The sequence below is a fragment of the Anaerocolumna aminovalerica genome, from assembly GCF_900115365.1.
In the GTDB taxonomy this organism is placed as follows: domain Bacteria; phylum Bacillota; class Clostridia; order Lachnospirales; family Lachnospiraceae; genus Anaerocolumna; species Anaerocolumna aminovalerica.
Genome location: NZ_FOWD01000004.1, coordinates 191,130 through 217,307 on the forward strand (window position 1 = coordinate 191,130; position 26,178 = coordinate 217,307).

The window sequence follows — 26,178 nt, forward strand, 5'->3', positions numbered from 1 at the left end:
TTTGGAAAAGAATATGGAATACCCTGTATTGAAAATGGAACATTTTTGTTTTACATATGCCGGTTCAGAAAGTCCCAGTCTTTCTGATGTAACGCTGACAATTAAACAAGGGGAATTTGTTTTACTTACCGGAAAAAGCGGGTGTGGCAAAACGACTTTTACAAGATGTTTAAATGGCCTAATCCCGGATTTCTTTGAAGGAAATCTATATGGGAACTGTTGTGTATGGGGAATGGATATTAAGAACCATGAAGCAGGCGACTATTCCCAATTTATCGGTTCTGTGTTTCAAGACCCACGTTCACAGTTTTTTACCCTCCATGTAAAAACAGAAATTCCTTTTACCAGTGAGAATTTGGGTGTGCCAAGAGAACAGATACAAAAGGGGTGTCAGGAAGCTGTCAATGTTTTAGAGATAAAACATCTTTTAAGTAAAAGTATCTTTCATTTGTCCAGTGGAGAAAAACAGAAAGTAGCTGTTGCATCAGCCTATGCAGCAGGAGTTCATGTGTTTGTTTTAGACGAACCCTCAGCCAACTTAGATGAAGAGGGAACAAAACAGCTTTTTGAAGTATTAAAAAAGCTAAAAGAACAGGGACACACTATAATTATATCGGAACATAAAATTCATTATCTGAAAGAGTTAGTGGATCGTATAATACTTGTGCAAGACGGAAAAATCAAGGAGGATATGACTGGAAAAGAATTTTCATTAAAGCCTTCACAATGGTTTTTCGAGAATGGATTACGCCAAATTGATTTATCTGCTATTATGCCAACTCTTCCATATAAAGATTGCTTTCAAAATGCCATCCAGATAAGAGCAGAAGACATCTCATTTTACTATGATAAAAAGATATCTCTGTGGAAAAATGTTTCTTTTGAAGCTGGTAGCGGAGATATTGTTGGAGTGATCGGAAAAAATGGAGCGGGAAAAAGCACCCTATTCCGGGTTTTGATGGGGCTGGAAAAATCAAAATCCGGAAAGATTTATATTAATCAAAAGTATGCTGCAAAAGGGCGCAGAAAAAAGCACTCTTTCTATGTGATGCAGGATGTGGATTATCAACTCTTTGCTCCTAGCGTTTTAGAAGAAATGCTGCTTGGAACCTCCAAAACTGAAGAAGAAAAGAAAAAAGCACTGCACCTTCTGGAGTATTTTGGTCTCAATCCTTATGTTAGCACACATCCATCGGAACTCTCCGGTGGACAAAAGCAGCGGCTGTCTATTGCTTTGGCTTATATGAGTAATGCAGATTTTCTATACTTAGATGAACCAACCAGCGGGCTTGACGGACAAAATATGTTGTTAGTGAGGGACGCAATTTGTGACCTAGCGAAAAAGGGATGTTGCATATTTGTGATAACACATGATTATGAGTTTGCAGCGCAGACCTTCCGTTCACTTCTTATATTCAAACAACGAGAACAGGTGGTTCGAGTCCCGCCAGAGCAATATGATCCCAAATCGCTATATCAAATTTTTCAAATTAATAAAGGAGAATGAAAAATGAATACAAAGAGCAAAAACAGCCGAGTATTAAGAGATTTAATACGTATTGGTGTATTTAGTGCATTATGGATTGTTGTTTCATTCCTAATAGCTTGTACAATGGGGTTTTTCCTGCCTTTGCTAATGGTAATGCCTTGTATTCTTGGGGTTGTAGGCGGAATTATTTACATAGTAATGTTGTCAAAGCTGACCATTAGCGGCGGTATGGTGATTAGTTCAGGACTGTTAGGGGTATGCCTGTTTACCATGGCACCCTATGGGATGATGTTTTTTTGTACTTTGGCTGGAGGAATAATAGGAGAAATCATTTACCGTATTATCGGTAAGGATAGTCTCCTAGGGAAAATAACCGGCACTTGCATAACTTTACTTGGCCTTGCTATTGGTGAGTATATACCATTTATCTGGATGCAGGATGCCTACTTGGAATTATATTCAGCTAATACCTTTGGCTCTCTGCCCGTACTGCAATATGCTATCAATGTAACCTCGGTTCCGGTTATGTTCATTCTTTTGGCTGCTACAGTTGCCTGCACAATACTTGGCTGCTTCTGGGGAAAAAGGATTGTAGAGAGGAACTTCAAAAAATCTGTTGCCAAATAGCTCTGCTTTTCTTTTTTTACAGATTATGTTACCATGTAAAAATGTGATAAGTTCGGGAACTTTATTAACTTAATAAGCTAATGCAATTACTTTGAGGATAATGTGATGAGTAAATCTGTTATGAATATAGAGGCTTTAAGTCAAAATCTATTCCACGATACGAAAGTTTATACCCTTGCGGAGGATGAAACAAGCCAGATCATACAAGTGCAAAATGATACCGGAGACGGCCTTATGAGTTCTTATATGGTCTTTCCGGGTGTCTATCTTATGTTTAATGACTTCCATATGGAACAATGTGAATCTCAATTCCAAGCAGAAGTGGACATGTTATGTATTGACCATTGCAGAGAAGGGCGTATTGAGCAGGAAATCAAGAACGGTGCGTATATTTATTTAGGAGCCGGTGATCTTTGTGTGGATCGCCGAATGAACAGCGGCAGACATGTGGAATTTCCATTGGGACATTATCATGGAGTCAGCATATCCTTTGTCCTAAAGGATGCAAATGAGGGAATCAACTCTTACATTAAGGATTTTCCTGTTGATATTGCCAGACTGAAAAAGAAATATTGTGATGGCAGAATTAATCTTGTTTTACAAAACGAACAGGGATTAGAAGGTATACTTGCTGACTTATATGCCGTTCCGGCACAAATTCGTTTACCTTATTTTCGTGTTAAGATACAGGAGCTTTTATTATATCTTGATGCCCTGGAGATTCCGGCTACTCAAATGGAACGTCCATACTTTTTCAAGACACAGGTAGAAAAAACAAAGGCGATTCACACCCTGATGACTAACAATATGGAGCAGCATTTTACCTTGCAGGAGTTATCGGAACGCTTTGATTTCCCTATGACTGCCATGAAGAATTGCTTTAAAAATATTTATGGCGATTCGATTTTCTCCTATATGCGTGTGTATCGAATCAACCAGGCAGCGGTATTACTACGCCGTAACAGAGAAAAGAGCGTATTGGAAATCGCTGCACAGATGGGATATGACAGTCCGGGCAAATTCTCCACCGCATTTAAGAAAATCATGGGAGTATCCCCTTTAACTTATCGAAAAAGTTCTGTCGGGTTGGATAAAAAACACCCGGACGGAAAAGAAAGAAATTAAATAAATTGATACACTTGGATTGGTTAAGCATTTAACCAATCCATTTTTTATGAAAGATAAATAAAGGGCTAGGTTTATAGGTTCCCTATTGAATAACCTAAAATTTTATACAAGGAGAAAAGTTTAATGAAGAAAAAGAACTGGTTAAGCATACTGATGTCCTTTGCATCTATCTGCAAAGTAAAAATGATATTGGCTGTGATGTTTGCGATCCTCAGTGTTTTTGGCGGCATGATTCCGTATTTTGGTGTCTATGCACTGATTCGGCTCGCAATATTAAATGAACTGACACCTGGAAGTCTTTTGCTATGGTGCTCCGTTTGCGGGGGAGGGTTTATATTGCAAATTGTTTGCTATGCAATTTCGACTACCTTTGCCCATGTCTCTGCATATACGATTTTAGAACAAATCCGGATAAATATGGCACAGCGCCTGTTACAAGCTCCACTTGGTGAAATTACAAGCCAACAGGCGGGGAAGCTTAAGGATATTTTTTTAGATAAAGTGGGAACGATCGAGCTTCCTCTGGCTCATGTAATTCCGGAAGTGGGTTCCAGTTTACTATTACCTTTAGCGATGTTTATTTACTTGATTAGTATCGATTGGCGGATGGCACTTGCAACCCTTGCCACATTGCCCCTTTGTATAATTCCCATGCTGTCTGGGAAAGCACGGGAGAACTTTAACAAGAATTACACTGCCTATATGGAGGCCAACGACCATGTAAACAACGTTATTGTAGAGTATATAGAGGGGATTGAGGTGGTCAAAACCTTTAACCAAGGGGCAACTTCTTATGAAAAATATGCAGGGGCAGTCAGTTCATTTAAAGATTTTACCATGGCATGGTTTTTAAGCAGTTGGAAAACACTTACCCTAATGTCCTCGGTTCTGCCTACCACGCTGTTAGCCACAGTTCCAGTAGGACTGATGCTTTTCATCAATGGAAGTCTGAATGTGTCTGAACTGACCATCTGCTGCATTCTAGCTCTTGGTCTGGTTACACCTCTTATCAAATTCACAACCTATATTAACTTGGGAAAAACTATGGAATATGCAATTCTCTCCGCCAGTGAGCTGCTGGATTTGCCTGAATTGCCGGATGGTAAGATTCCCCAAATCCCCAGGGAATATTCGATTTCCCTGAAAAATGTTTCTTTTTCCTATACAGGGCAGAAAAGTGGCAATGTGCTTCATCAGATTAATTTGGAGATACTCCAAGACAAAGTGACTGCATTAGTGGGACCGTCAGGGGGCGGAAAATCCACCGTTGCCAAACTGATTGACCGCTTTTGGGATGTCAGCAGCGGTTCCATAAGTATTGGTGGAATTGATATCAGAGAAATTCCTCTTGCTGAACTTTCTAAAATAGTTAGCTTTGTGACACAGGATAATTTTTTATTCAACTGTTCATTAAAAGAAAATATCCGGCTTGGTAATCCTACTGCAACAGACGAAGAGGTATTCCAGGCGGCACGGGCTGCAAGATGTGAGGAGTTTATCAGTAAACTGGAAAAAGGATGGGATACCTCCGCCGGAGAAGCCGGCAAATATCTTTCAGGCGGTGAAAAACAGAGGATTTCCATTGCTCGTGCCATACTGAAAAATGCCCCCATCGTCATTCTTGACGAGGCTACAGCATTTACAGACCCGGAAAATGAAGATAAAATTCAACAGTCTATTATGCAGCTTGCTAGAGGTAAAACCCTATTAGTTATTGCTCATCGGCTTTCAACAATAAAAAATGCGGATCAAATTGCTGTTATAGAGAAAGGTCGTATTGTTGCTGTAGGCAGACAGGGAGAATTGCTAAAAACCTGCCCGCTATACGAGCGGCTCTGGAATGCTCATGTTGGAGCCAAACAGTGGGCTGTTACAGTTAGAGGAAAGGAGGTTAGTGGGGATGTTTAAGACTATAAAAAGAATTATCTCCTGGATAGGACCTTATAAAAAAAGACTGTATCTTGGTACACTTTGCGCTTTTTTATCGTCATGGTGTACGGCTGTTCCGGTCATAACCGCGGCCTGGGCCCTTAATAAAGCTATCTCTAATATGGAGGAGGGCACAGACTTGACTTATACTATTGTATGGCAATCCTTACTTATTATCTCCGTATCGGTTTTTCTTAGATTTTTGCTTTCCTATACACGTGCAAGATTGCAGGATAGCATTGGTACTGAACGGGCCGCAGAGGAAAGACTACGCATTGGAGATATGCTAAAACGTGTTTCCCTTGGGTACTTTTCTAAAAATAGTACCGGGGAAATTTTGGCTGACCTTACCAGTGAATTTTCTCAGCTTGAACTAAATGGCATGAGTATGATTAACAACGTATTGAATGGATATATCAATTTTCTGGCTATTGCAATTTGCCTTTGCTTATTTAGCTGGCAAGCGGCGATTACTGCCATCGTAGGTGTGCTATTATCTGCCCTTGCATTACAGGGGATTAACCATCAAAGTAAAAAAAACTCTCCTGATAATCAAAAGGCAAGCGAAATGCTTGCAGGTACGGTACTTGAGTATGTCAGGGGTATTCCGGTAGTGAAATCCTTTGGGCAGGAAGGTCCTGCTTTTGAAGGGTTCCGTAAAGCCTGCCGCGAAAGCAGAAAAATCAACATTGGTATTGAAAAATCCTATATTCCTTGGAACACGCTGCATCTTCTTGCGCTAAAGCTGGCATCAGTCATAATTGTATTAATTACAGCATGGCACACAATGGATGGAACTATGACCCTCCCGGTCTTACTGCTAATGGCGATGTTCTCCTTCTCCATGTTTGGAAACATAGAAGCTATTAATGATTCTGCCCATGTACTTGGTATGATAGGTGCAGCTATGGATAAAATCGACAAATTAGAGCAGACAGATTTTATTGATCAGGATGGTACTGATATAAAGATTGATTCTTTTGATATTTGCTTTAACCACGTATCATTTGGCTATGGCAGCAAAGAAATCATACATAATGCGAGTTTTACTGCTCGCCAGAATACCACAATAGCCATAGTGGGGCCGTCAGGAAGCGGAAAAACCACCCTTTGCAATCTTATGACACGTTTTTATGATGTGGATAGTGGAGAGATTACCGTCGGCGGACACGATGTCCGGGAATTCACCTGTGACAGTCTGATGAAGAACTTCAGTATGGTATTTCAAAATGTCTATCTATTCCGGGACACCATAGGGAATAATATCCGCTTTGGTAAACAGGATGCCACAAAAGAGGAAATCATTGCAGCCGCAAAAGCAGCCTGCTGTCATGAGTTTATTTCAACTTTGCCCGAAGGATATGACACCATGGTGGGGGAAGGAGGATCTTCCCTTTCTGGCGGTGAAAAGCAGAGGATTTCTATTGCACGGGCGATTCTAAAAAATGCCCCAATTGTAATTTTAGATGAAGCAACTGCAAGCATCGACCCAGAAAATGAACATCTGATCCAACAGGCGATTTCAGCACTTACTCAGGGTAAAACGATTATAACCATAGCCCATCGCCTTGCTACCATTGAACAGGCGGATCAAATAATTGTCCTTGATAATGGCCGTATTGCTCAAAAGGGAAATCATCAGGAATTGATAATGCAAGATGGTATTTACAAGAATTTCGTTTCTATCCGTCAACGTGCTGAAGGGTGGAGCATTACTTAACCGATACGGAGAATAGAATATACCATGCAGACTACTGCTCATCAGATTTTAGTCTAATTATATATTATTGATTTCATCTTCAGAATGTTTATCCGGCTGACGGGTTTTGTTGGGGTTACTTGGAAACCATCCTTTTTTTACTCTTTGTGTTTGTTCAAATAGTTCCCGGATGGCCCATAAAAAGGAAAAGCCCAACACAGATAAAAGTATTGATAACACGGATAATTCTATAAAAAGAGATAAGGAAATAAAAAGCAGCCCCATTATCAAAAACAATGGCCATACCTTTGAGCCAAGATAATATTCCGTTTTTATAACAACAGGATGCATAATACCGATTATCAAGAACACACCAATACCAATCATTAATCCATCATAATTCATATATGATACACTCCATTCGATAAGTTTTATGTAATTATATTATATCATTCTTTTGTTAAAATAGTTGTATTTTATAAGTTAAACTGCCGGATTTTCGATAATTATCACAATTATATCATAGAAGTATTTAATTTAATGAAAAAGAAGTCAACCCTTTGTCTAAGTAAACAAAGTGCTGACTTCTTATATTTTTATTTAAAATACAACAATTAAGAACATTTTAAATTGTTCCGGTGCATATACAGCATGGGGAACTTCAGACGGCATAACAATGGTCTGTCCTTCTGAAAGGGTGTAAGTTTCATCACCTATGGTAAACTGACCGGTTCCATCTATTACATATACCATAGCATCACCATGTGAGGAATGAGTGCTTATTTCTTCTTCTTTATCGAAAGCAAATAATGTTAAACTCACATTATTATTCTGGGCTAAGGTCTTGCTTACCACTTGTCCCGGTTGATAATTTACTAAATCCTTTAAGGTTAAAATTGTTGATAAATCAATATTTTTTAATATTTTTTTAGACATTTTATATCTTCCTTTCCTGAATATGATAACAGATTTATTTGTTGTTATTACTAGTATAGATAAATGCCTGAAATTAGTATGTTGCAAATGCAACATAAAATTATTTATTTATATTATTTAAAAATTTATGAAGTATATCATGGAGAATGGCCGCTTCTTCTAAGCTGATTGGAAGGCATGATCCCATCTGTTCCGGAATGTGAACAGCTTTATTTTGCAGTTCAATACCTTTTTGGGTTAAATTAATATAAACAGTTCTTTCGTCTGTAGTACTCCTATCTCTGGTAACAAACCCCTGCCGTTCCATTTTTTTAAGAAGAGGGGTTAAAGTTCCGGAATCCAGAAATAACTTATGTCCTAGTTCCTTAATGGATATATGGTCTTTCTCCCATAGTGCCATAAAGGCAATATATTCCGTATATGTGATTTCTAAAGGATCCAAAAAGGGTTTATATTTCTTAATTATTTCTTTAGAGCATACATACAAAGGAAAGCAAAGCTGACATTCAAGTCTTAAATTTTCATAATTCATTAATTATTTCCTCCCAATAACCAAAAGCTTCAGCCTTATTTTAAGCCTTTACAGGCAACTGCGTAAAAACTGGTACTTTCTAAGATATTATTTATTTAAAAGTTCTTCAATTTTTTCTCCTATATCTTCTGGTTTGGCAGTAGGAGCAAATCGTGCAATGACATTACCATTCTTATCAATTAAGAACTTTGTAAAGTTCCATTTAATATCTGAATCAGAGAAAGTTTGATTTAAGCTCTCTAATTTTTTAATAAATGCAGCAAGTTCTTCATCTTCTAAATCATTAGGTGCTTCTGCTTTTAAGAATTTGTATAATGGATCTGCATTTTCGCCATTTACATTTATTTTTGAAAAGGTCCTGAAAGAAACACCATATTTTGTCTGGCAGAAAGTTACGATTTCCTCGTTAGTACCGGGAGCCTGACCTAAAAATTGATTGCATGGGAAATCAAGAATCTCAAGTCCTTTATCCTTATATTGCTTATATAGTTTTTCTAAACCTTCATATTGGGGAGTAAAACCACATCCCGTTGCTGTATTCACGATTAATAAAACTTTTCCTTTATATTCATCTAAAGAAACATCGTTATTTTTGGCATCTTTTACTGTAAAATCATAAATATTCATATTTTTTTCTCCTTTACTTTATTATTATTTTATGATATATTATACTCAATTAAATTGTATACAATGCATTTATATTACTATAATATATAATAATGGTTTCAGTGTCAATTGTTTTTTATAATACTTAGTATAAATGATTTTGTGAATTATATGAAGGCTTCTTATACATTTCAAAAAATATTAAAAGTTTGTAAATAATGTGATACTTCCATTGTTAAAAATAATATAATCATGTAATATAGAAACGTTGTAAGAAAAAAGGATAAAGGAATTGGAGATTACTTATGTTAAATTTTAAACCGATCTCTTTAGAAAGTTTGGATGAGATTAAGGAATATTTACCCTGTAAGAATAATAGAACCTGTGATAGTACAGTAGGTACATTATTCATGTGGAGGGAATTCTATAAAAGCGAATATACAATATATAATGAAACACTTTTTATGAAAGTACAGATATTTAATGGAAAGACTTCCTTTACTTTACCGGTAGGAAAGAGACCAATGGAGGAAGGACTTCAGACACTGGTGGAATATACGGATCAAATGAATATGCCCCTTACATTTTGTGCAATACCGGAAGAGGCCCTAGAACCTATTAAAGTCTTTTTCAAAAATAAAGTAGAATTTCAATTTGACCGGGATATGTCAGACTATCTATACTTATCAGAGGATTTAAGCCAGTTAAAAGGCAGAAGATATAGCGGCCAAAGAAATCATATGAACAAGTTCAAAAAACTATACCCTGATTATCAATATATTAGAATGAATAAAGATAATTTAGACCGGGTTATTGATTTTTATGATGATTTTTCCAAGAACATGGTAAAAGCAATGGAGACGGCTATTGAAGAGAATAAAAGAACGGAAGAGATATTGCCTCTAATCGGTGATATAGGCTTATTTGGGGGATTTATTGAAGTGGACGGTGAGATTATTGCCTTATCCGTTGGTGAAATAATTAATGATACTCTTTATGTTCATATAGAGAAAGCCTTAAAAGAATACCCAGGTTCTTATCAGATGATTATGAATGAATTTGCTAAGGACAGTGTAAATGATTCTGTTCTTTATATTAATAGAGAAGATGATGCCGGGGATTTGGGACTTAGAACTTCGAAATTGTCTTATCATCCTCATAAATTATTAGATAAGTATTATATTAAAGTTATTAGTAATTAAAAATATTTTTGAAAAATGTAAAATAAGCCACAGGTGAAAATAAAATATTTTTCACTATGGCTTATTTTTATGAATATATAAAAAATATAATTTTCTTATTCACTCTATAGCACACTTAAAAGCTATTCAAAACTTCTGGGATATAACCAAATGTATATGTAAGTATCACATTTTTATAATGCTATCCTCGTTTTTCGTTACGATATTCGATGGGAGAAACTCCGGTATGGTTTTTAAAAACCCGGGAAAAATAATGTTGGCTGGAATAACCAACAAGTTCCGCAATTTGAGCGATTAATAAATCTTCTCTGGAAGATAGAAGAAAGATTGCTTGCTGGATCCGTAGTTTATTCAGATATTCTGTAAAACTTAAATCGGTACTTTTTTTAATCATTCGGGTCAGATAAGATTGACTGATATGAAATTTATCTGCAATGAAATTAAGACTCATATTACTATCGCAGTGATGATCGTTGATATAAGCCAATGCCTTTTTACACACCGTACCGTTCACTGCTTCTGACACAGAAGTTATATCAGTATCCGTTAAAACTAAATCTTTTTCTTTTTCTTCAAGTGTTTCTAAAGCATGTTCCACCACGGATAACAGCTGGTTTCGCTTGATGGGTTTTAAAAGATAATGAAAGGCACCCAATTCGATTGCTTTTTGAGCAAATGGAAAGCTGTCGTGCCCAGAGATGATAATGAATTTCGAAGCCGGTAGAAATTCTTTGGCTTGTTCAATTACATCGAGTCCGGTAATGGCTGGCATTGTGATATCAATGATGACAAGCTCCGGATGTGTTGAATGCATCATCTCCAGGGCTTGCTGTCCATTTGCGGCCTGGCCAACGATAGTAACAGGTAAATCAGAGGTTTGAATGAGTTTGGCTATGCCTTCGCGTATTATCTTTTCATCATCTGCAATTAATAATTGTCTCATTGTTCTGTAACTCCTTTACTGCTGGAATAGTAATCATAGCGGTTGTCCCAATCTGCTCTTCACTGGTAATGGAAATACCATACTCTTTTCCATACACCATTTGTATTCTACGGTGAATGTTATATAGGCCATATCCCCTACCAGGAGAGTCCTGTTCCAATGAACTGAGTAATGTTTCAAGTTCAGCAGGTGACATACCAACGCCATCATCCTGTACTATGATTTGAATGGTATCCTCCTTGTTGGTTACTATGACAGTAATCGTACCAGGAGAAAGCTTCGGTTTAATTCCGTGATATAGCGCATTTTCCACCAATGGCTGTACAATCAGTTTGATTGTAACATATTCTAAGACCTCAGGGTCATAGGAAATGGTAAAGTTTAAAATATCTTCATACCGTTTTTGCTGAATGAACAGGTAGCTCCTGACATGCTCAATTTCTTTTATTACCGGAATAAATTCTTTGCCGTCACTGAGTGAAATTCGGAAAAAATCGGACAACGCCTCAATCATTTCAGAAAGCTCAATGGCATTATAATCATAGGCCCTCCATTGAAGGTTATCCAGTGTATTGTATAAAAAATGAGGGTTGATCTGTGATTGTAATACCTGAAATTCAGCAGTACGTTTTGCTTCTTCTTCTTCCTTGATTCGTTCCATTAGAAAGGAAATCTGTTCCGTCATTGTATAAAAATTGTTGGCAAGGAATGCAAGTTCATCCTTTTTGTTGCTGATTACCTGTTTTGGTAAGACAAAATTTCCGTCCTTTACGAATTGCATTGCTTTCGAAAGCTTATGAATGGGGGCCGTAATGGTACGGGAAAATAAGGAACAAGTTATGATAGATATGGCAAGCATAAGGATCCATATCACTAATATGGTATAGATTAAATGCTGAGTATGTAAATTTAATTCCTTCAAAGAAGTCATGGTACATAAGGACCAACCATTGGAGTATGGTATTGGAGAATAAAATATCACTTGTTCTTCCTTTTTTTCATTTTTAAACGAATATATTCCAACCTTTTTTGAGATTGGTTCTTTGATATGAGACACTAAATTTGTCAATTCAGTTACGCTTATCCCCTGAATTGGATTGCTGGAGTAAAGATTTCCCTTGGCATCCATGATCCATGAAGTGCCATTATAAAAATCAATACCTTCTGTAATTTCAGATAATTTATTCAGAGAAATCGCTCCATTAATAAATCCAATTTTTTCATTTCCATCATTGTAAATAGGATAACAAATGAGTGTGATTGGTAAATTATCTGTTCTGGAAAATACGGGAGTACTAATGACGTATTCTTCATCCGTTAACATGGCACGTTTAAAATAAGCACGATTGGATACGTCAATGGTCTGTTCATCACTGACATAACCAAGTCCATTTGTGGTTCCGGCAGCAAATGTTCCGTATTCATTTCCATAATGTTCTCCCACATTTTGATTTAGCCGTTTTATAAAAGTTTGTAAACTTTTTGTTTCCATTGTTCGAAGTGCTTCCGTCTGACTAATCACTCGGATTTCACTAATTCGCTGATTCAACCAGGAGCCGATTTCGTTTGCCTTTGACTCAACAATTTGTGTATTCAGATCTTCTAAACTTGTCTGATTGGAAGTTAATATACGATCTCTTACCATAAGCAAAAGGCAGGAGAAAGCAAATGAAATACAGATACTAAATAGTAATGCAATTTTTGTATGTAATTTCATAAAGTCCCCATTCCTGCGCACGTTGTTTGCGCGTAACAAGTTTGTGGTGCGCAAGCACAAACTTGCGTGTGAAAATTGATTTCTATTTTCACATTATCCCTCTTTTAAGTAATGAATGTTCGTTAAAGTGCAAAAATACGAAAATTAATGTAAATACAAATCGTTGTCAGTATACTATAATCTAATATGTATGATAAGTATTTAACAAACTTTTTGACAAAAGATAATTAATTTGAATGAGAAACCTTTGATTGGACAACAATAAATGGAAGAAATTCAAATTTGTTTTCAATTGTTGACAGGTCTTAACACAATGGGAAAGAGGAGAAATGAGATGAAAAAGTTAAAATTATTAGCTCTTGGGTTAATTGCGGCTCTTGCTATAACCGGCTGCAGCTCAAAGCCAAAAGAAGAACCAAAAACATCACCAGATACAGGTGCAAACACAACAGGTATTCCAAATGGAACTTATACAGGTGTTGGTGAAGGTAAAGGTGGAAAAATCAAAGTTGAATTAACATTGGAAAATGGAGAAATCAAAAAAATTGATGTTCTTGAAAATAATGAAACTCCAGGATACGCAGATGCAATGAAAACGATAACAGATGCAATGATTTCAACAAATTCATTTGACGTAGATTCTGTAAGTGGTGCTACCTTAACATCCACAGGATTTAAAACAGCAGTAGAAAATGCATTTGAACAAACAGGTGCTTCCAAAGATCAATTGGCTGCAAAAGAAGCAGCTGGAACAAGTAATAAAGAAGAAAGAGAAGCAGCATATACTTCTGATGTAGTTATAGTTGGTGCAGGCGGAGCTGGTCTAACAGCGGCAATTGAAGCAGCTAACAACGGAGCTTCTGTTATCTTACTAGAAAAGATGCCAATGGAAGGTGGTAACACATTGATTTCCGGTGGTGAATATGCAGCACCAGGCAACTGGCTTCAAAAAGAAGAAGGTATTGAGGATAGTAAAGATACTTTTTATGAAGACATCTTAAAAGGTGGAGACTATGAAAATGATCCGGAACTGGTTCGTATCTTAGCGGACAATGCATTAGAATCTGCAGAATGGTTAAGAGATGAAGTAAATGTAACATTTGAAGATTACTTGCTTTTCTTTGGCGGACATTCTGTAAAACGTAGTTTAGTTCCTAAAGATGCAAGTGGTGTAGAATTAATTGGTAAATTGACAAAAAAAGCACAAGAAGTTGGTGTAATTACTCACTTAAATACAACTGCAAAAGAACTTATTGTAGAAAATGATAAAGTGGTTGCAGTAAAAGCAGAGTTTGACGGAAAAGAAATCACTTATAATGCAAACAATGGTGTAATTCTTGCAACTGGTGGATTTGGTTCCAATCTTGAAATGAGAGTAAAATATAACCCGGAAATGAATGAAAAAATTCTTTCTACAAACTCCGTAGGTAGTACCGGAGATGGTATTACAATGGCAGAAAACGTTGGAGCAGAACTTGTAGATATGCAATACATTCAAACCTATCCAACATGTGATCCTGAATTAGGAACACTTCTCTATGTTGGTGATGTTCGAATGGAAGGACGTTCTATCCTTGTAAATAAAGAAGGAAAACGTTTCGTAGAAGAATTAGAACGTCGTGATGTTATTTCCAAAGCAGTAGTAGAACAAACCGGTGGAGTATCTTACATGTTCTGGGATGAAGCTTCCATGAAAGCAAGCGGCGTTAATGTAAAACACAAAAGAGAATATGATTACTTAATTGAAAATGGTATCCTTGTAAAAGCAGATACAATCGAAGAAGCAGCTGCATTCTTTGATATTGATGCCAAAGAGTTAAAGAAAACAGTAGAAAAATATAATGAATACGCAAAGAATGGTAAAGATGAAGAATTCAATAAGAGAGGTACATTAACAGCATTTACAGATGGACCTTACTATATCATGAAATCCAAGCCAGCAATCCATCATACAATGGGTGGTATTAAAATCAACAAAGATGCAAATGTAATCGATACAGAGGGAAATGTAATCAAAGGTTTATTTGCTGCTGGTGAAGTAACTGGAGATATCCATGGAACAAACCGTTTAGGCAGTGATGCAATTGCAGATATTACAGTATTTGGTCGTATTGCAGGCAGAAACGCTGCAAAAGCGGAATAGTTAAAAAAAGATCCCATAGAAAAATAAGCTGCTGTCAAACTAACGTAAGATTAGTCTGACAGCAGCTTATTTCACAAAGCGTCTGGAGTAAAGCTTTCAGAAATGGGTTATACATATCGATCGAATACTCCACTTGAGGGAAAACAGTAAACTAAGCCAAGGTGAAAATAACAGATAAATATAATTTTCACTATGGCTTAATTTTTATGAATATATTAAAAGTGTAGTTTTCTTATTCAATCTATAGTATACTTATAAAAATTAACTGGAGGGGAAGTAGATGAAATTAATTATTATCTTTGGACCACATGCAGTAGGTAAAATGACAGTAGGACAAGAACTTGCTAAAATCACAGGTTTGAAGCTGTTTCATAACCATATGACAATTGATATTGTTTCAGATTTATTTACTAACATGCCTCAGGAGAGAGGGAGACTAACAGAGTTATTCAGGAAAGAAATCTTTGAAGCATATTCAAAGAGCGATGAATATGGTATGATTTTTACTTTTATGTGGGCTTTTGATTCTCAGGACGATTGGAATTACATAAACGGTTTGGAGGAAATTTTTCGCTCAAGAAATGCAGAAGTTTATTACGTGGAATTAGAAGCAGATTATGAATTGCGTATAGAAAGAAACAAAACAGAGAATCGATTATTTAATAAACCATCAAAAAGGAACATCAAAAAGTCTGAAGAACTTTTTAGAATATTGGAAGATAAATACCGTCTGAATTCATTTGAGGGAGAAATTCAAAAAGAAAATTATATAAGAATTAATAATTCGGATATTAATCCGGATATAGTGGCAGAAATGATAAAGAGTAGATTTTCATTATAAGGTAAATAAAATAGCCGCCCTTACCAAGGTTACGGCTATTTTTATATCAATCCCATATAGTTCAAATAATTATTTCAATATTATATTTCTCACCAATAATTCACCTCAGATGATTATGAATGAATTTTCTAAGGAAAGTGTAAATGAATCTGTTCTTTATATTAATAGAGAGGACTATGCCGGAGATTTGGGACTTAGAACTTCGAAAATGTCTTATTATCCGCATCAACTATTAAATAAGTAGATATGTCATTAAGTAATAAAAATAGTAGAAGTTCTCTCTCGTCAAGCATGATTTTGAAGCAGACACCGGAGTATAAAATCAGTCAATGATGCCCAAATGGGTATGGCATCTATTCGACTTTCTGCATTACAACACTTGCCGCTTAATTTTTACGAAATCGCCTTGCGGTATACCCTTGTAGCCCAAAAAAGAGTTACTATAACCAATGGTACAATAACGGCAAAAGCTTTGAAAACCTCAGTGTCTCCAATTGTACCTGTGCCCAATACACGGGAGGCCTCAACCACATAATAAAGTGGGTTAATATGAGCTATGGCCTGCAGCCATTTTGGACCTAAAGAGATTGGAAGTAACACACCTGAAAGAAGTGTCAACGGTAATTCAAGCCCTGCCACCAGCGCAGCCATACTGCTGGCTTGCTTTAATATCAATCCAAGGCTTCCTGACCAAGCAGATACGATTGCTGTCAATAGGCTCAAAAGCACAAGCATGACAAGCAAGCCTCCGGCGTGTGCTTTGAATCCAAACAAATGGGCAATGAATATAACCAAAACGGATGGCACAAGAAACGCGACGATATCTCTTAAAATTGTACCCATAAGCAGTGAAAAACGAGATACAGGGGAAACGCGCAAACGCTCAATAACTCCAGTCTGTAGTTCGCCAATGACTCCATATCCGGCACCTGTGCCTCCGATAAAAGCCAATAGTGTCAGCACACCGGGAACAAATGCATCTAAAACTTTACCGGTGCTTAGTGGCGGATTGCTCAGATTTTTTAATAACGGAGAGAATAGAGAGATATACAAAAGCGGCGTTGTAAGTGCCATAAACACCCATACCGGTTGTCGAATCGTTTCTAACATTTTACGTTTGAATAATAACCAAATTTCTAATAAAATCCTCATAGAGATGCCTCCATTCCCGTATCGCGCAGGGATTTGCCTGTTTGCTTTAAAAATACGTCATCCAGTGATGGCTGTGAAAGGGAAACTGATTCCAATTCAACGCCCCTCCCTTTAAGGACATTGAATATTTTAGGCATAGCTATTGCACCGTCCTTGACATATAGGCTTGTTTTTCCACCTTCTATACGTATGTCAAGTACATCTTCCTCGTCGTCAAACATGTATGCAAGATCCCCTTGATTGTTTTTTGGCTTTATTGAAACTACGTCGCCGGAAATCTCCCTTTTTAATATCTGTGGAGTTCCTTCTGCCACAATAATACCCTTATCCATAATACAAAGGCGGTCACAAAGTTCGTCTGCTTCCTCAAGGTAATGGGTGGTTAAAAAGACGGTCATTCCCGCAGATTTCAATCTTCGGATATGCTCCCAGAGGTTAGCGCGGTTTTGGGGGTCAAGCCCGGTTGTCGGCTCATCTAAAAATAAAACATCAGGTTTATGTAGAATTCCCAGTGCTATTTCAAGCCGTCTGCGTTGACCTCCCGAATAGGTTTTTACCAATCTGTCAATGATATCTCGTAAGTCCAGTAAATCCATTAATAATTCCGATTGTTTCTGTGCAGCCTTCTTAGCTATACCATAAAGTCGTCCGGATAACATCAAATTTTCACGCCCCGTAGCTTCAATGTCCGCACCTCCAAGCTGCCCCACATAGCCAATATGCTTGCGAACTTCCCTGGGGTTTCTCTTTACGTCATATTCACCGATTTTAGCCTCTCCCTCATCAATGGGCAGTAATGTTGTAAGCATACGCAGGCTGGTGGTTTTCCCTGCGCCGTTTGGTCCTAAAAAACCGAAAATTTCACCTGGTTTTACCGATAGGCTTATTCCTTTTACAGCTTCCACGGTTTTCTGATTTCGTTTTCCTTGGAAACTTTTCTTTACATTCCTAATTTCAATCGCATTCATAAAAATTCCTCCTTTTCTGAAATAGTGGTACTAATCAATGGTAACAAATCAGGCCCTGCCATTCATGATAATTTTTGCGAATTTTAATGCCCTGTTTGCCACTATTATGGTATAATAATAGTTCGGACTGGAGGGGTGAGCATGGATTATATCGTATCACTTGAAAAAGCAATTGAATATATAGAACAACATTTAGATGAGGAATTATTTCCAGAAGACATTGCGAAAGCCGGGGGGTATTCTCTTTACCACCTCACGCACATTTTTACTGCTGTTATTGGAGAGCCAATCGGCAGTTACATTCAAAAGCGCAGATTGTCAAATTCCTGTAAAAAACTACTGTATTCCAATAAGCGTATCATTGATATCGCAATGGAGAGTGGCTTTGGTTCGTCAGAAGCATTCAGCCGTGCATTTAAGTCTGCATATGATGTTAGCCCATCTGCTTATCGAAAAAACAATTCAGATTTGTATACTGGTTCAAAAAAGATGCTAGACCGGGAATCATTACTGCATCTTGCAGAAGGAATAACAATTAGGCCACGTATTGTTGAATTGGATAAAATTTTTGTTGCTGGTATCCGTGGGGAAACATCCACTCTGCATAATATATTGCCTGAACTTTGGAACAGTCTGCTTGAAATATGCAGTCAAATACCTGCCTCATCTGATGCACGTCGTTTTGGTATATGTGAAACAGACAGGACAGAAGTAAGTATATCAAAAGATGGTAATGTAACTTTTTCAGAGATTGTAGGTATAGAAGTAGATAGTTTTGGGTGTTTGCCTAAAGGTGTAGATGTAAAAATAATTCCAGGAGGGCGGTATGCTGTTTTTACACACAAAGGCACCGTGGCAACTCTGCTAAAAACCTATGACTACATTTGGGGTAGTTGGGTTTTGTTTACTAAGGAAAAGCTGGATGAGCGTGAGGATTTTGAGATTTATGACAAACGTTTCCTTGGAGCTGACAATGTAGATTCACAAATAGATATTTATATTCCAGTAAAATAAACCAAAAATTATAGAGAGACAAACTTCCTCTATTGACAAATAGGTCGGGATAAATTAGACTAATCTAAAGGTCTAATTTATCCCGACCTATTTGCAAAGGGGGAACCAACATGAAAATTGTGTACAAACTGACGAATGCTGAGGCTAAGCTGGCAGAACTTCTCTGGAATATTGCGCCGATTGCGTCAATGGAGTTGATAAAAATTGCCCAACAGGAATTTGGATGGAAGAAGTCCACAACGTTTAGCGTACTGAAAATACTTATTGAGAAAGGTATTGCACAAAACGAAAAATCCACTGTGACCATGCTTTGTACGCGAGAACAGTTTATCTCGGGACAAAGCCGCAGTTATGTGGAGGACACATTCGGTGGATCGCTTCCCAAATTTATAACATCATTCATCGGTGGCAAGAAGCTCACGTCGAAACAAGCCGAGGAACTTCGGCGGTTGATAGACGAGCACGAGGGGGGCAGCAATGGATAAAGTATTCCTTACAATCTTGAATATGAGCTTAACCGGGGCATTCGTAATAGCAGCCATATGTCTTGTCCGACTACCGTTGAAAAAAGCCCCAAAAATCATTTCATATTGCCTGTGGGCCATGGCGGGCTTTAGGCTTGTGTTCCCATTTTCAATTGAGAGCGTCTTTAGCTTGATACCGTTTAAAGCCCAGACTATACCACTTGATATTACAATGCAGCCCATACCGCGAATTGACAGCGGTGTAACGATTGTAGACAATATCATCAGCGGTTCGCTCCCTGCTCCAACACTTGGAGCCAGCGTAAGTCCGTTGCAGATTTGGACAGCAATCGGTACATATGTCTGGCTGATGGGCGTTTCCATTATGGTGATTTACGGCATTGTATCATATGTCTTGCTCAAAGGAAAGATGGGGATGGCAGTCCACGTAGACGATAATATTTATGAGGCTGGCAACATTCAATCGCCCTTTGTTCTTGGCATAATCGAACCCAAAATATATATTCCCCCTTCTTTGAAGGCAAGTGAGCGGAAATATATTATTTTGCATGAACGGACCCACATACGACGTAAGGATTATATTATTAAATTTGCCGCGTATTTCATTCTGTGTCTGCACTGGTTTAACCCGCTGGCATGGGTCGCGTTCCTGCTGATGGGAGTGGACATGGAAATGTCCTGCGATGAACGTGTATTGAAAGAACTTGGCGGCGGCACAAAGAAGGATTATTCAATGTTACTCCTGTCGATGGCCACGGACAGGGGTACTATCAGCGGTTCACCACTGGCCTTTGGGGAGGGTGGCGTAAAAGAACGGATAAAGAACATTTTGAACTTTAAAAAAACCTCTCGAGTGGTCATTGCTGCGGCAGTGGTGTTGGCGGTAGTGGTTAGTGTGGGGTTCGCGGTGAATAAGGTAAACAGCATAGGCAAAGAAGATAATACAAGGAACGAAATACCGATTGTATACGCCAACTTGGATAACAATACGCAAGTTGAACTTGTACGTTTTGGGTATTCATGGAATTACGGGGATTTGTCAAAGTCCGAACAGCAAATTGTGGAGGCCGATGCCCTGGCGCCGTTTCAATATGAAGAATACGGCCCGGAGAACACTATTACTGTCAGCGACCAAGCTACATTGAGACTATCCACAGATAAGGAAAAATTGGTAAAGGGATACGTGGAGGCCTTATCCTATACGATTTGGAAGCCAGACGGTACAGTTTATGATGATGGGCATCGTGAGATTTACAGTTCTCTTTCTAAGCGTTTAGGAACAGACAATAATGGAAATATCATTTTGCTTGGGCCTTTTGAAGAGGGTGAGTATATCTACGGTGTGAATTTGAAGTTCCAGCGGGGCACGGTCAATTATGGATTTAAGATTGTGGTTTCTTATATGAATGTTCCCGAAGCACAGGAACTTGTAGGCGTGCACTATCCGGAAGCAACAGAAATCCGCTATAGGGGTGAAAAAGATATTAGCTATACCAACCCACCTGCCCCTGTTGATGTGTACACCTTCGAGGTTGACATAAATGATGAAACGATCATTTGTGCCGTGTCAAAGGAACGGGGCATATTCTTTATTTACAGCGACGGTACGTGGTTTGCGTTCACAGGGGTGGGCCAGAAAGAAACGGATAAAAAGCAAATCCTTACGCTGGACGATGTGCGAGCCATGGCACAAAAAATCGGGACGGATCTGACAATGGGGGATTTGGAAGATTTTGCCGGGCAGGATGCTGGTAGTGGAATTTACATTATGCAATACTATGTAGATGATGGCCCATATTTGCTTGTGGTGGGTTCAATAGACGGGGAGAACATTTTGTATGCCAATTTGATTCATGCTACTGAAGGTGGGGAAAATGAATCTATAGATATTCGTTATTACGATGTTGATAAGTTTATCGAGAATGAAACAATGGAGCTTGTACGGGAGTTACCGTCCGGTTTAATTGATTTGCCCGACTTCAAGCCTGGAAATCCCATAGGTGTCTATGACGGTAAGATTGACGACAGAGCATATGGAGGAATCTTCAACTCGGCTATTTTAAAACAATATGGCGGTTCCGATAAAGGGTTTCTTGTTTACGCGCCTACTATTCATGGTGTTTATGAGGAATCCGGTAAGATGAAAGCCCTTGTTACGGTACACTATGAACATTACCGTTTGGAAGGTAAGACATTAACATCAACCTCCGGTGGTATTATCGTAGCCGCTATAACCTTTAGACAAGATGATTTCAGTGACGGTTGGATCCTGGAGGAATACACAGAGGTAGGTTCCAAAGACTTCCCAGACGGTGCTTACTTTGCCGATTCTATCCGCAAATTATGTGTTTTACCCCCATCAGGAAAGGAAAACAGCGGGTTAGCGCAAAAGATCATCAATGATTATACTGACCACACCACCCGGAGCGAGCTACTTAGGGAAAGCCTTATAGAACATCTATTGCTATATGGTCAGACAGATGTATATTTACAAAAACCGGATGGGAATTTGGAAAAATTAACATAGCAGGCGATAAGATTCAATAAACAGGATGCAGGAAGGGGAGGTTAATCAAAACCTATCACTTCCTGCATTCCATTTTTCTTCCTGATAGTTATGCTATATTTTATGAATAATAACCCTATAAAGATAGAACTTTGACTTTCATATAAAAATTAGCATACTAAGAATAAATAATCGTTTGGTTTTTCCATCCAGTATAGTTAAATTATTATTTCAATATTATATTTCTCAAGCCAATAATTCACCTGCAACATGTATGCAAGCATCTGGGGACCTGCCATCAACTGGCCATACCATGGCTTTCCATAATCAGAAGGGGTGTTAATAAAATTCTGTACCTTCTTTTTATCCAATAATTTATTAATAGGAGAGGAACTGTCTTCTAAAACAGTCAGTAATCTGTCACCAAGGAGTTTTTCATATCCGGGATTATAAGTTTTTGGATAGGGACTTTTTCTTCTATATAATATTTCCTCCGGTAATAAACCTTTTACTGATTCCCTGAGAAGGTGTTTCACCTCACCATCTTTGCATTTGATATCCCAGGGTACATTCCATACATATTCTAAAATTCGATGATCTGCCAGTGGAACCCGGGCTTCCAAACCGGAATACATGCTTGTTCGGTCTAAGCGGTCAAGGAGGGTAACCATGAACCATTTTATATTAAGATAGGCAATTTCCCTTCGTCTTTTTTCGGTGAGGTTTTCCCCTTCCAGATAAGGAGTTTCAGAAACTGATTTTTCATAGGTCCCAATTACATATCTATCAAGATCGATTTCTTTTAATAGTTCATCGGACAGAAGCAGCTTTCTGGGCTCCATGTTCTTTGACCAGGGAAAAGTATGCAGCTGAAAAGATTCTTCCTTATGAAACCATGGGTAACCGCCAAATATTTCGTCAGCACATTCCCCGGTTAAGGTAACATTATTATGCTTTTTCACAAGAGAACAAAAATAAAGTAGAGAGGATTCCACGTCTGCCATATTTGGCAAATCTCTGGCATCCACCGCTTCGTATAAATAATCTGCCAATCTTTCGTTACTGCATTCCAGATAAGTATGATTGGTCTTAAAATGTTTAACCATAATATCCACATAAGGCCGGTCTTGAGAAGGTTGAAAAGCATTTGACTTAAAGTATTTTTCATTGTCCACAAAATCAAAGGAGAAGGTATTCAGTTGTTCTCCATTCTTTGCTAATTCATTTGCACATACAGCAGTTACGATGCTGCTATCCACACCGCCAGATAAAAAAGTACAGATAGGTATATCGGATACCATCTGGCGTTTGATAGAATCCATTACTAAATAAGAAGTTTTGTCGATTGTTTCAGAATAGGAGTCTGTATGAGGTCTACTGATTAATTTCCAATAAGGAACTTCCTTTAAGCCATCAGGATTATATACGGTATAATGTCCCGGCAATACTTCGTAACAATCTTTAAATACGCCGCTTCCGTAGGTCTTTGCAGGACCTAAGCCAAATATTTCACATAATCCGTTCTTATCTATCTGAGGTTTAATCTGTGGATATTCGAATAGTACTTTTAATTCGGAGCCAAAGACTAAAGTACCGGACTGGACGGTATAAAACAATGGCTTTATGCCTAATCTGTCTCTGAAAAGATATACATGGTCCTTACTTTCATCCAGTATAGCATAAGCAAATATACCATTTAGCATTTTAACGGATTCCGGACCATATTCCATAAAGCCGACCAAAATAACTTCCGTATCACTGTTTGTTTGAAAAGACCATCCTTTTTGCTCCAAGTCTTTTCTTACTTCATCGGTATTATATAGTTCACCATTATAGATAATAGTAAAGACATGGTCGTCTATTTTACGTGACATAGGCTGTTTCCCATTTGCCAGGTCAATAATGGATAGCCTTACATGAGAAAAACCAACATGCTTTGTCAGATATGCCCCCTCATCATCGGGACCTCTATGTTTAATCTTATTTTTCATGTTATCAAGAACCTGAGTCCATAGAGATGTTTCTGTCGTATAATCTTTATTGTAATTACAAAATCCTGCTATTCCACACAATTTATTACCCTTTCCTTTCATAATAGTAATCTTATGCAGTAGTTTATAAGCAAATGCATAAAATTTTCATAGTATTTTGTCTTATTTAGGATTATTTTTCATGCTTTACAATTAGTATGTCTTGAATTTAAAAAATAATTGAACTATAATTAATATAAGTAAAAAAGTTAGTATTCTACTGACATATACTATATTACAAAGGAGAAATGATTATGAAAGGAACTGTAGTATCGACCTGGGTAGAATCTTGCAGAAAATTATTCGGAGATTCTGTGGTGGATGAAGTACTGAAAGGGAATGGAATAGATACGGATCATATTTTTAGCCCATTTGAAGATGTTCCGGATGTAACTGCAAAAGGGATAGTTGATCAAGTGGGAAAAAAAGTAGGAAAAAACCATAAAGAAATATGGTTTGTTATGGGAGAAGAAAACATAAAGACTTTTAGCAAGGCATATCCCGGTTTCTTTCGTCATGAATCTGCTTATCAATTTTTAAAATCCATGAATGATGTTCATGTTATTGTGATGAAACGTTTTAAGGGAGCCGTTCCGCCTATACTGGATGTAACGCCTATATCTTCCCATGAAATTATATTTACCTATCGTTCGAAAAGAGAAATGGAAGATTATTTGACCGGCTTGATCAGCGGAGTTGCACATTATTTTAAGGAAGATATTAAAGTGGAAACCCTCAGTAAAAATGAAGGAGAAACACAATTAAAACTTAAGTTTGAAAAAGAAATTCAATATACTAAGAAATATGGTATCAACCGATTTTTCTCATTTGGAATATTTAAAAAGGTAGCAGTAAAATGTGCCATTCCTAATGCGTTAATTGCTGCTTTAGTTACATTAGCATTATCAAAAGATATTGCCCACACCTTAATATTAGCGGGAGTTACTTTATTAACTACTTTAGCATCCAGTTTTGTGTTTAATCAACCAAGAAAATTAATTCTAAAAGAGCTGGATAAGTTAAGTGAACGTAATTTTGTAGAATCTGTAGTACTAAAATCCAATGATGAATATGAAGATTTTATGAATAAAATTAACATGGTGAAAAAGAACGTACAAAAAGATTTCATTGGATTCAATGCCATTGTGGATGAATTATATACCTTTAATAAATCTGTTTCAGAAATTGCAGGTACTATGGAAACTACCTCCAATGATATAACCAATGTATTAGAACAGGTAGCAGAAGCAGCAATTACTCAGGCAGAAGATACAGAGAAAGCTATAACAGTTCTTGACGGAAGTATACATAATGTAAATTCAATATCTGATGATGGACAATATAACAAGGGTCAAATTGAGGAAGCAGTAGTTGGAATCGAAGAGAGTTTTCATAATGTTGAAGCCACTGCTTCACAGATTACGGATATATTAACAAGATTTAGTGATATTAGAAAACGCAGCAATGAGATGAAAGAAAATGCGGATAATATGACGCAAATTGTATTAATTGTATCCTCTATTGCAAAGCAAATTAATTTACTTGCATTAAATGCTTCTATTGAAGCTGCGAGAGCCGGAGAAGCAGGAAGAGGTTTTACTGTAGTTGCAGAAGAAGTCAGAAAACTTTCGGAAGAAACCAATAGTGCCGTAGAGCAAATCAACGAAAGTCTGAGCTATTTCGTTTCCAACATCAATCATGTTGGAGAAGGCATTGAACAAGAATACAGCGTCCTTGAAAATGAGAACAATAAATTATCAGAAGCAGTAGATACCTCCAATCAGTCCAATAAGAGGCTAAAAGAAGTATCTAAGTTATTAATAAAGAATTCTCAGGATTTAAAACTGGAAGCGGATAATATATCAAAATTATTTGATGGTGTTAAGAATCTTGCAGATATTGCAGAAGAGAATTCGGCATCTACTCAGGAAGCAAATTCTAATGTTGCAGTTTACGTAGAGCAAATTAATGAATTGTCACATCAGATTAAGGTATTTGATGGGATGATTAAGAATTTCCAGGAAGATTTGGGCAATTATGAAATATAATTAAAATTTAGTTTATTAATGCACGTACGCTTTGCCCTGAAGTTTGTGAAGAACTCAGAAAGTGCTAACTAAGCTTTATAATGACTCTATTTATATTGTTCAAGGATAACAGGGTGTATAGGATTGATTTTGCTACCTTACCCTGTCGGCCGGATTACGCAAAATCAATCCTATACACCCTGT

General features: G+C 37.4%; 21 protein-coding genes. 12 read left to right on the forward strand and 9 right to left on the reverse strand.

The genetic code is table 11. The features are described from left to right. Position 1 precedes the first annotated feature (1 nt). From BM183_RS03970 to BM183_RS03990, 5 genes are all read left to right on the forward strand, one after another. Positions 2-1,507 (forward strand): ABC transporter ATP-binding protein, encoded by a 1,506-nt coding sequence (locus tag BM183_RS03970; RefSeq protein ID WP_207650126.1) that lies wholly within the window; start codon positions 2-4, stop codon positions 1,505-1,507. A gap of 3 nt (positions 1,508-1,510) precedes the next feature. Continuing rightward, positions 1,511-2,116 (forward strand): MptD family putative ECF transporter S component, encoded by a 606-nt coding sequence (locus tag BM183_RS03975; protein ID WP_091684563.1) that lies wholly within the window; start codon positions 1,511-1,513, stop codon positions 2,114-2,116. A gap of 105 nt (positions 2,117-2,221) precedes the next feature. Then, positions 2,222-3,241, forward strand: a complete 1,020-nt coding sequence (locus BM183_RS03980) for a helix-turn-helix domain-containing protein (RefSeq protein ID WP_242960842.1) — start codon at positions 2,222-2,224, stop codon at positions 3,239-3,241. 126 nt (positions 3,242-3,367) lie between these two features. Then, complete coding sequence (locus BM183_RS03985) at positions 3,368-5,152, forward strand: ABC transporter ATP-binding protein (RefSeq protein WP_091684565.1); 1,785 nt, start codon at positions 3,368-3,370, stop codon at positions 5,150-5,152. Next, on the forward strand, positions 5,145-6,893 hold the full coding sequence (locus BM183_RS03990; protein WP_091684567.1) for an ABC transporter ATP-binding protein: 1,749 nt from the start codon (positions 5,145-5,147) through the stop codon (positions 6,891-6,893). The genes BM183_RS03985 and BM183_RS03990 overlap by 8 nt, the downstream gene beginning before the upstream one ends. 57 nt (positions 6,894-6,950) lie before the next feature. Here the strand turns inward: BM183_RS03990 and BM183_RS03995 are convergent, their stop codons facing one another. The 4 genes from BM183_RS03995 to BM183_RS04010 form a co-directional block, all read right to left on the reverse strand. Next, the gene (locus BM183_RS03995; RefSeq protein WP_091684569.1) at positions 6,951-7,277 is read right to left on the reverse strand and encodes a DUF4491 family protein; all 327 of its coding nucleotides are present in this window, start codon (positions 7,275-7,277) and stop codon (positions 6,951-6,953) included. A gap of 195 nt (positions 7,278-7,472) precedes the next feature. Then, positions 7,473-7,808, reverse strand: a complete 336-nt coding sequence (locus tag BM183_RS04000) for a cupin domain-containing protein (RefSeq protein ID WP_091684571.1) — start codon at positions 7,806-7,808, stop codon at positions 7,473-7,475. 100 nt (positions 7,809-7,908) lie between these two features. Beyond that, positions 7,909-8,340, reverse strand: coding sequence for a MarR family winged helix-turn-helix transcriptional regulator (locus BM183_RS04005; RefSeq protein WP_091684573.1), 432 nt, complete (start codon positions 8,338-8,340; stop codon positions 7,909-7,911). Positions 8,341-8,427: 87 nt separating this feature from the next. Further along, a complete protein-coding gene (locus tag BM183_RS04010; RefSeq protein ID WP_091684574.1) occupies positions 8,428-8,967 on the reverse strand; it encodes a glutathione peroxidase in 540 nt (179 codons plus the stop codon). Positions 8,968-9,251: 284 nt separating this feature from the next. On the opposite strand from BM183_RS04010, the gene BM183_RS04015 reads away from it, so the two are divergent. Further along, entirely contained in the window at positions 9,252-10,148 is an 897-nt protein-coding gene (locus BM183_RS04015) for a DUF2156 domain-containing protein (RefSeq protein ID WP_091684576.1), read from the forward strand. Between the two features lie 181 nt (positions 10,149-10,329). On the opposite strand, the gene BM183_RS04020 is transcribed toward BM183_RS04015, so the two are convergent. Continuing rightward, positions 10,330-11,091, reverse strand: coding sequence for a response regulator transcription factor (locus tag BM183_RS04020; RefSeq protein ID WP_091684577.1), 762 nt, complete (start codon positions 11,089-11,091; stop codon positions 10,330-10,332). Continuing rightward, entirely contained in the window at positions 11,066-12,808 is a 1,743-nt protein-coding gene (locus BM183_RS04025; RefSeq protein WP_091684579.1) for a cache domain-containing sensor histidine kinase, read from the reverse strand. The genes BM183_RS04020 and BM183_RS04025 overlap by 26 nt, the downstream gene beginning before the upstream one ends. Positions 12,809-13,142: 334 nt before the next feature. On the opposite strand from BM183_RS04025, the gene BM183_RS04030 reads away from it, so the two are divergent. Continuing rightward, complete coding sequence (locus BM183_RS04030) at positions 13,143-14,951, forward strand: flavocytochrome c (protein WP_091684580.1); 1,809 nt, start codon at positions 13,143-13,145, stop codon at positions 14,949-14,951. Between the two features lie 280 nt (positions 14,952-15,231). Continuing rightward, entirely contained in the window at positions 15,232-15,792 is a 561-nt protein-coding gene (locus BM183_RS04035; RefSeq protein WP_091684582.1) for an AAA family ATPase, read from the forward strand. 393 nt (positions 15,793-16,185) lie between these two features. Here BM183_RS04035 and BM183_RS04040 read toward each other — a convergent pair whose 3' ends face one another. Beyond that, the gene (locus BM183_RS04040; protein WP_091684584.1) at positions 16,186-16,944 is read right to left on the reverse strand and encodes an ABC transporter permease; all 759 of its coding nucleotides are present in this window, start codon (positions 16,942-16,944) and stop codon (positions 16,186-16,188) included. Continuing rightward, complete coding sequence (locus tag BM183_RS04045; RefSeq protein WP_091684586.1) at positions 16,941-17,912, reverse strand: ATP-binding cassette domain-containing protein; 972 nt, start codon at positions 17,910-17,912, stop codon at positions 16,941-16,943. Before BM183_RS04045 ends, BM183_RS04040 begins: the two co-directional genes overlap by 4 nt. A gap of 141 nt (positions 17,913-18,053) precedes the next feature. On the opposite strand from BM183_RS04045, the gene BM183_RS04050 reads away from it, so the two are divergent. From BM183_RS04050 to BM183_RS04060, 3 genes are all read left to right on the forward strand, one after another. Continuing rightward, positions 18,054-18,926, forward strand: a complete 873-nt coding sequence (locus BM183_RS04050) for an AraC family transcriptional regulator (RefSeq protein WP_091684588.1) — start codon at positions 18,054-18,056, stop codon at positions 18,924-18,926. A gap of 110 nt (positions 18,927-19,036) precedes the next feature. Further along, positions 19,037-19,411 carry a BlaI/MecI/CopY family transcriptional regulator gene (locus tag BM183_RS04055; protein WP_091684589.1) on the forward strand — a complete coding sequence of 125 codons (375 nt, stop codon included), beginning with the start codon at positions 19,037-19,039 and terminating at the stop codon, positions 19,409-19,411. Then, entirely contained in the window at positions 19,404-21,938 is a 2,535-nt protein-coding gene (locus BM183_RS04060) for a M56 family metallopeptidase (RefSeq protein WP_091684591.1), read from the forward strand. Before BM183_RS04055 ends, BM183_RS04060 begins: the two co-directional genes overlap by 8 nt. Before the next feature lie 197 nt (positions 21,939-22,135). Here the strand turns inward: BM183_RS04060 and asnB are convergent, their stop codons facing one another. Beyond that, complete coding sequence (gene asnB, locus BM183_RS04065; protein WP_091684621.1) at positions 22,136-23,989, reverse strand: asparagine synthase (glutamine-hydrolyzing); 1,854 nt, start codon at positions 23,987-23,989, stop codon at positions 22,136-22,138. Positions 23,990-24,201: 212 nt separating this feature from the next. On the opposite strand from asnB, the gene BM183_RS04070 reads away from it, so the two are divergent. Next, complete coding sequence (locus tag BM183_RS04070; RefSeq protein ID WP_170847880.1) at positions 24,202-25,995, forward strand: heme NO-binding domain-containing protein; 1,794 nt, start codon at positions 24,202-24,204, stop codon at positions 25,993-25,995. Positions 25,996-26,178 lie beyond the last annotated feature (183 nt).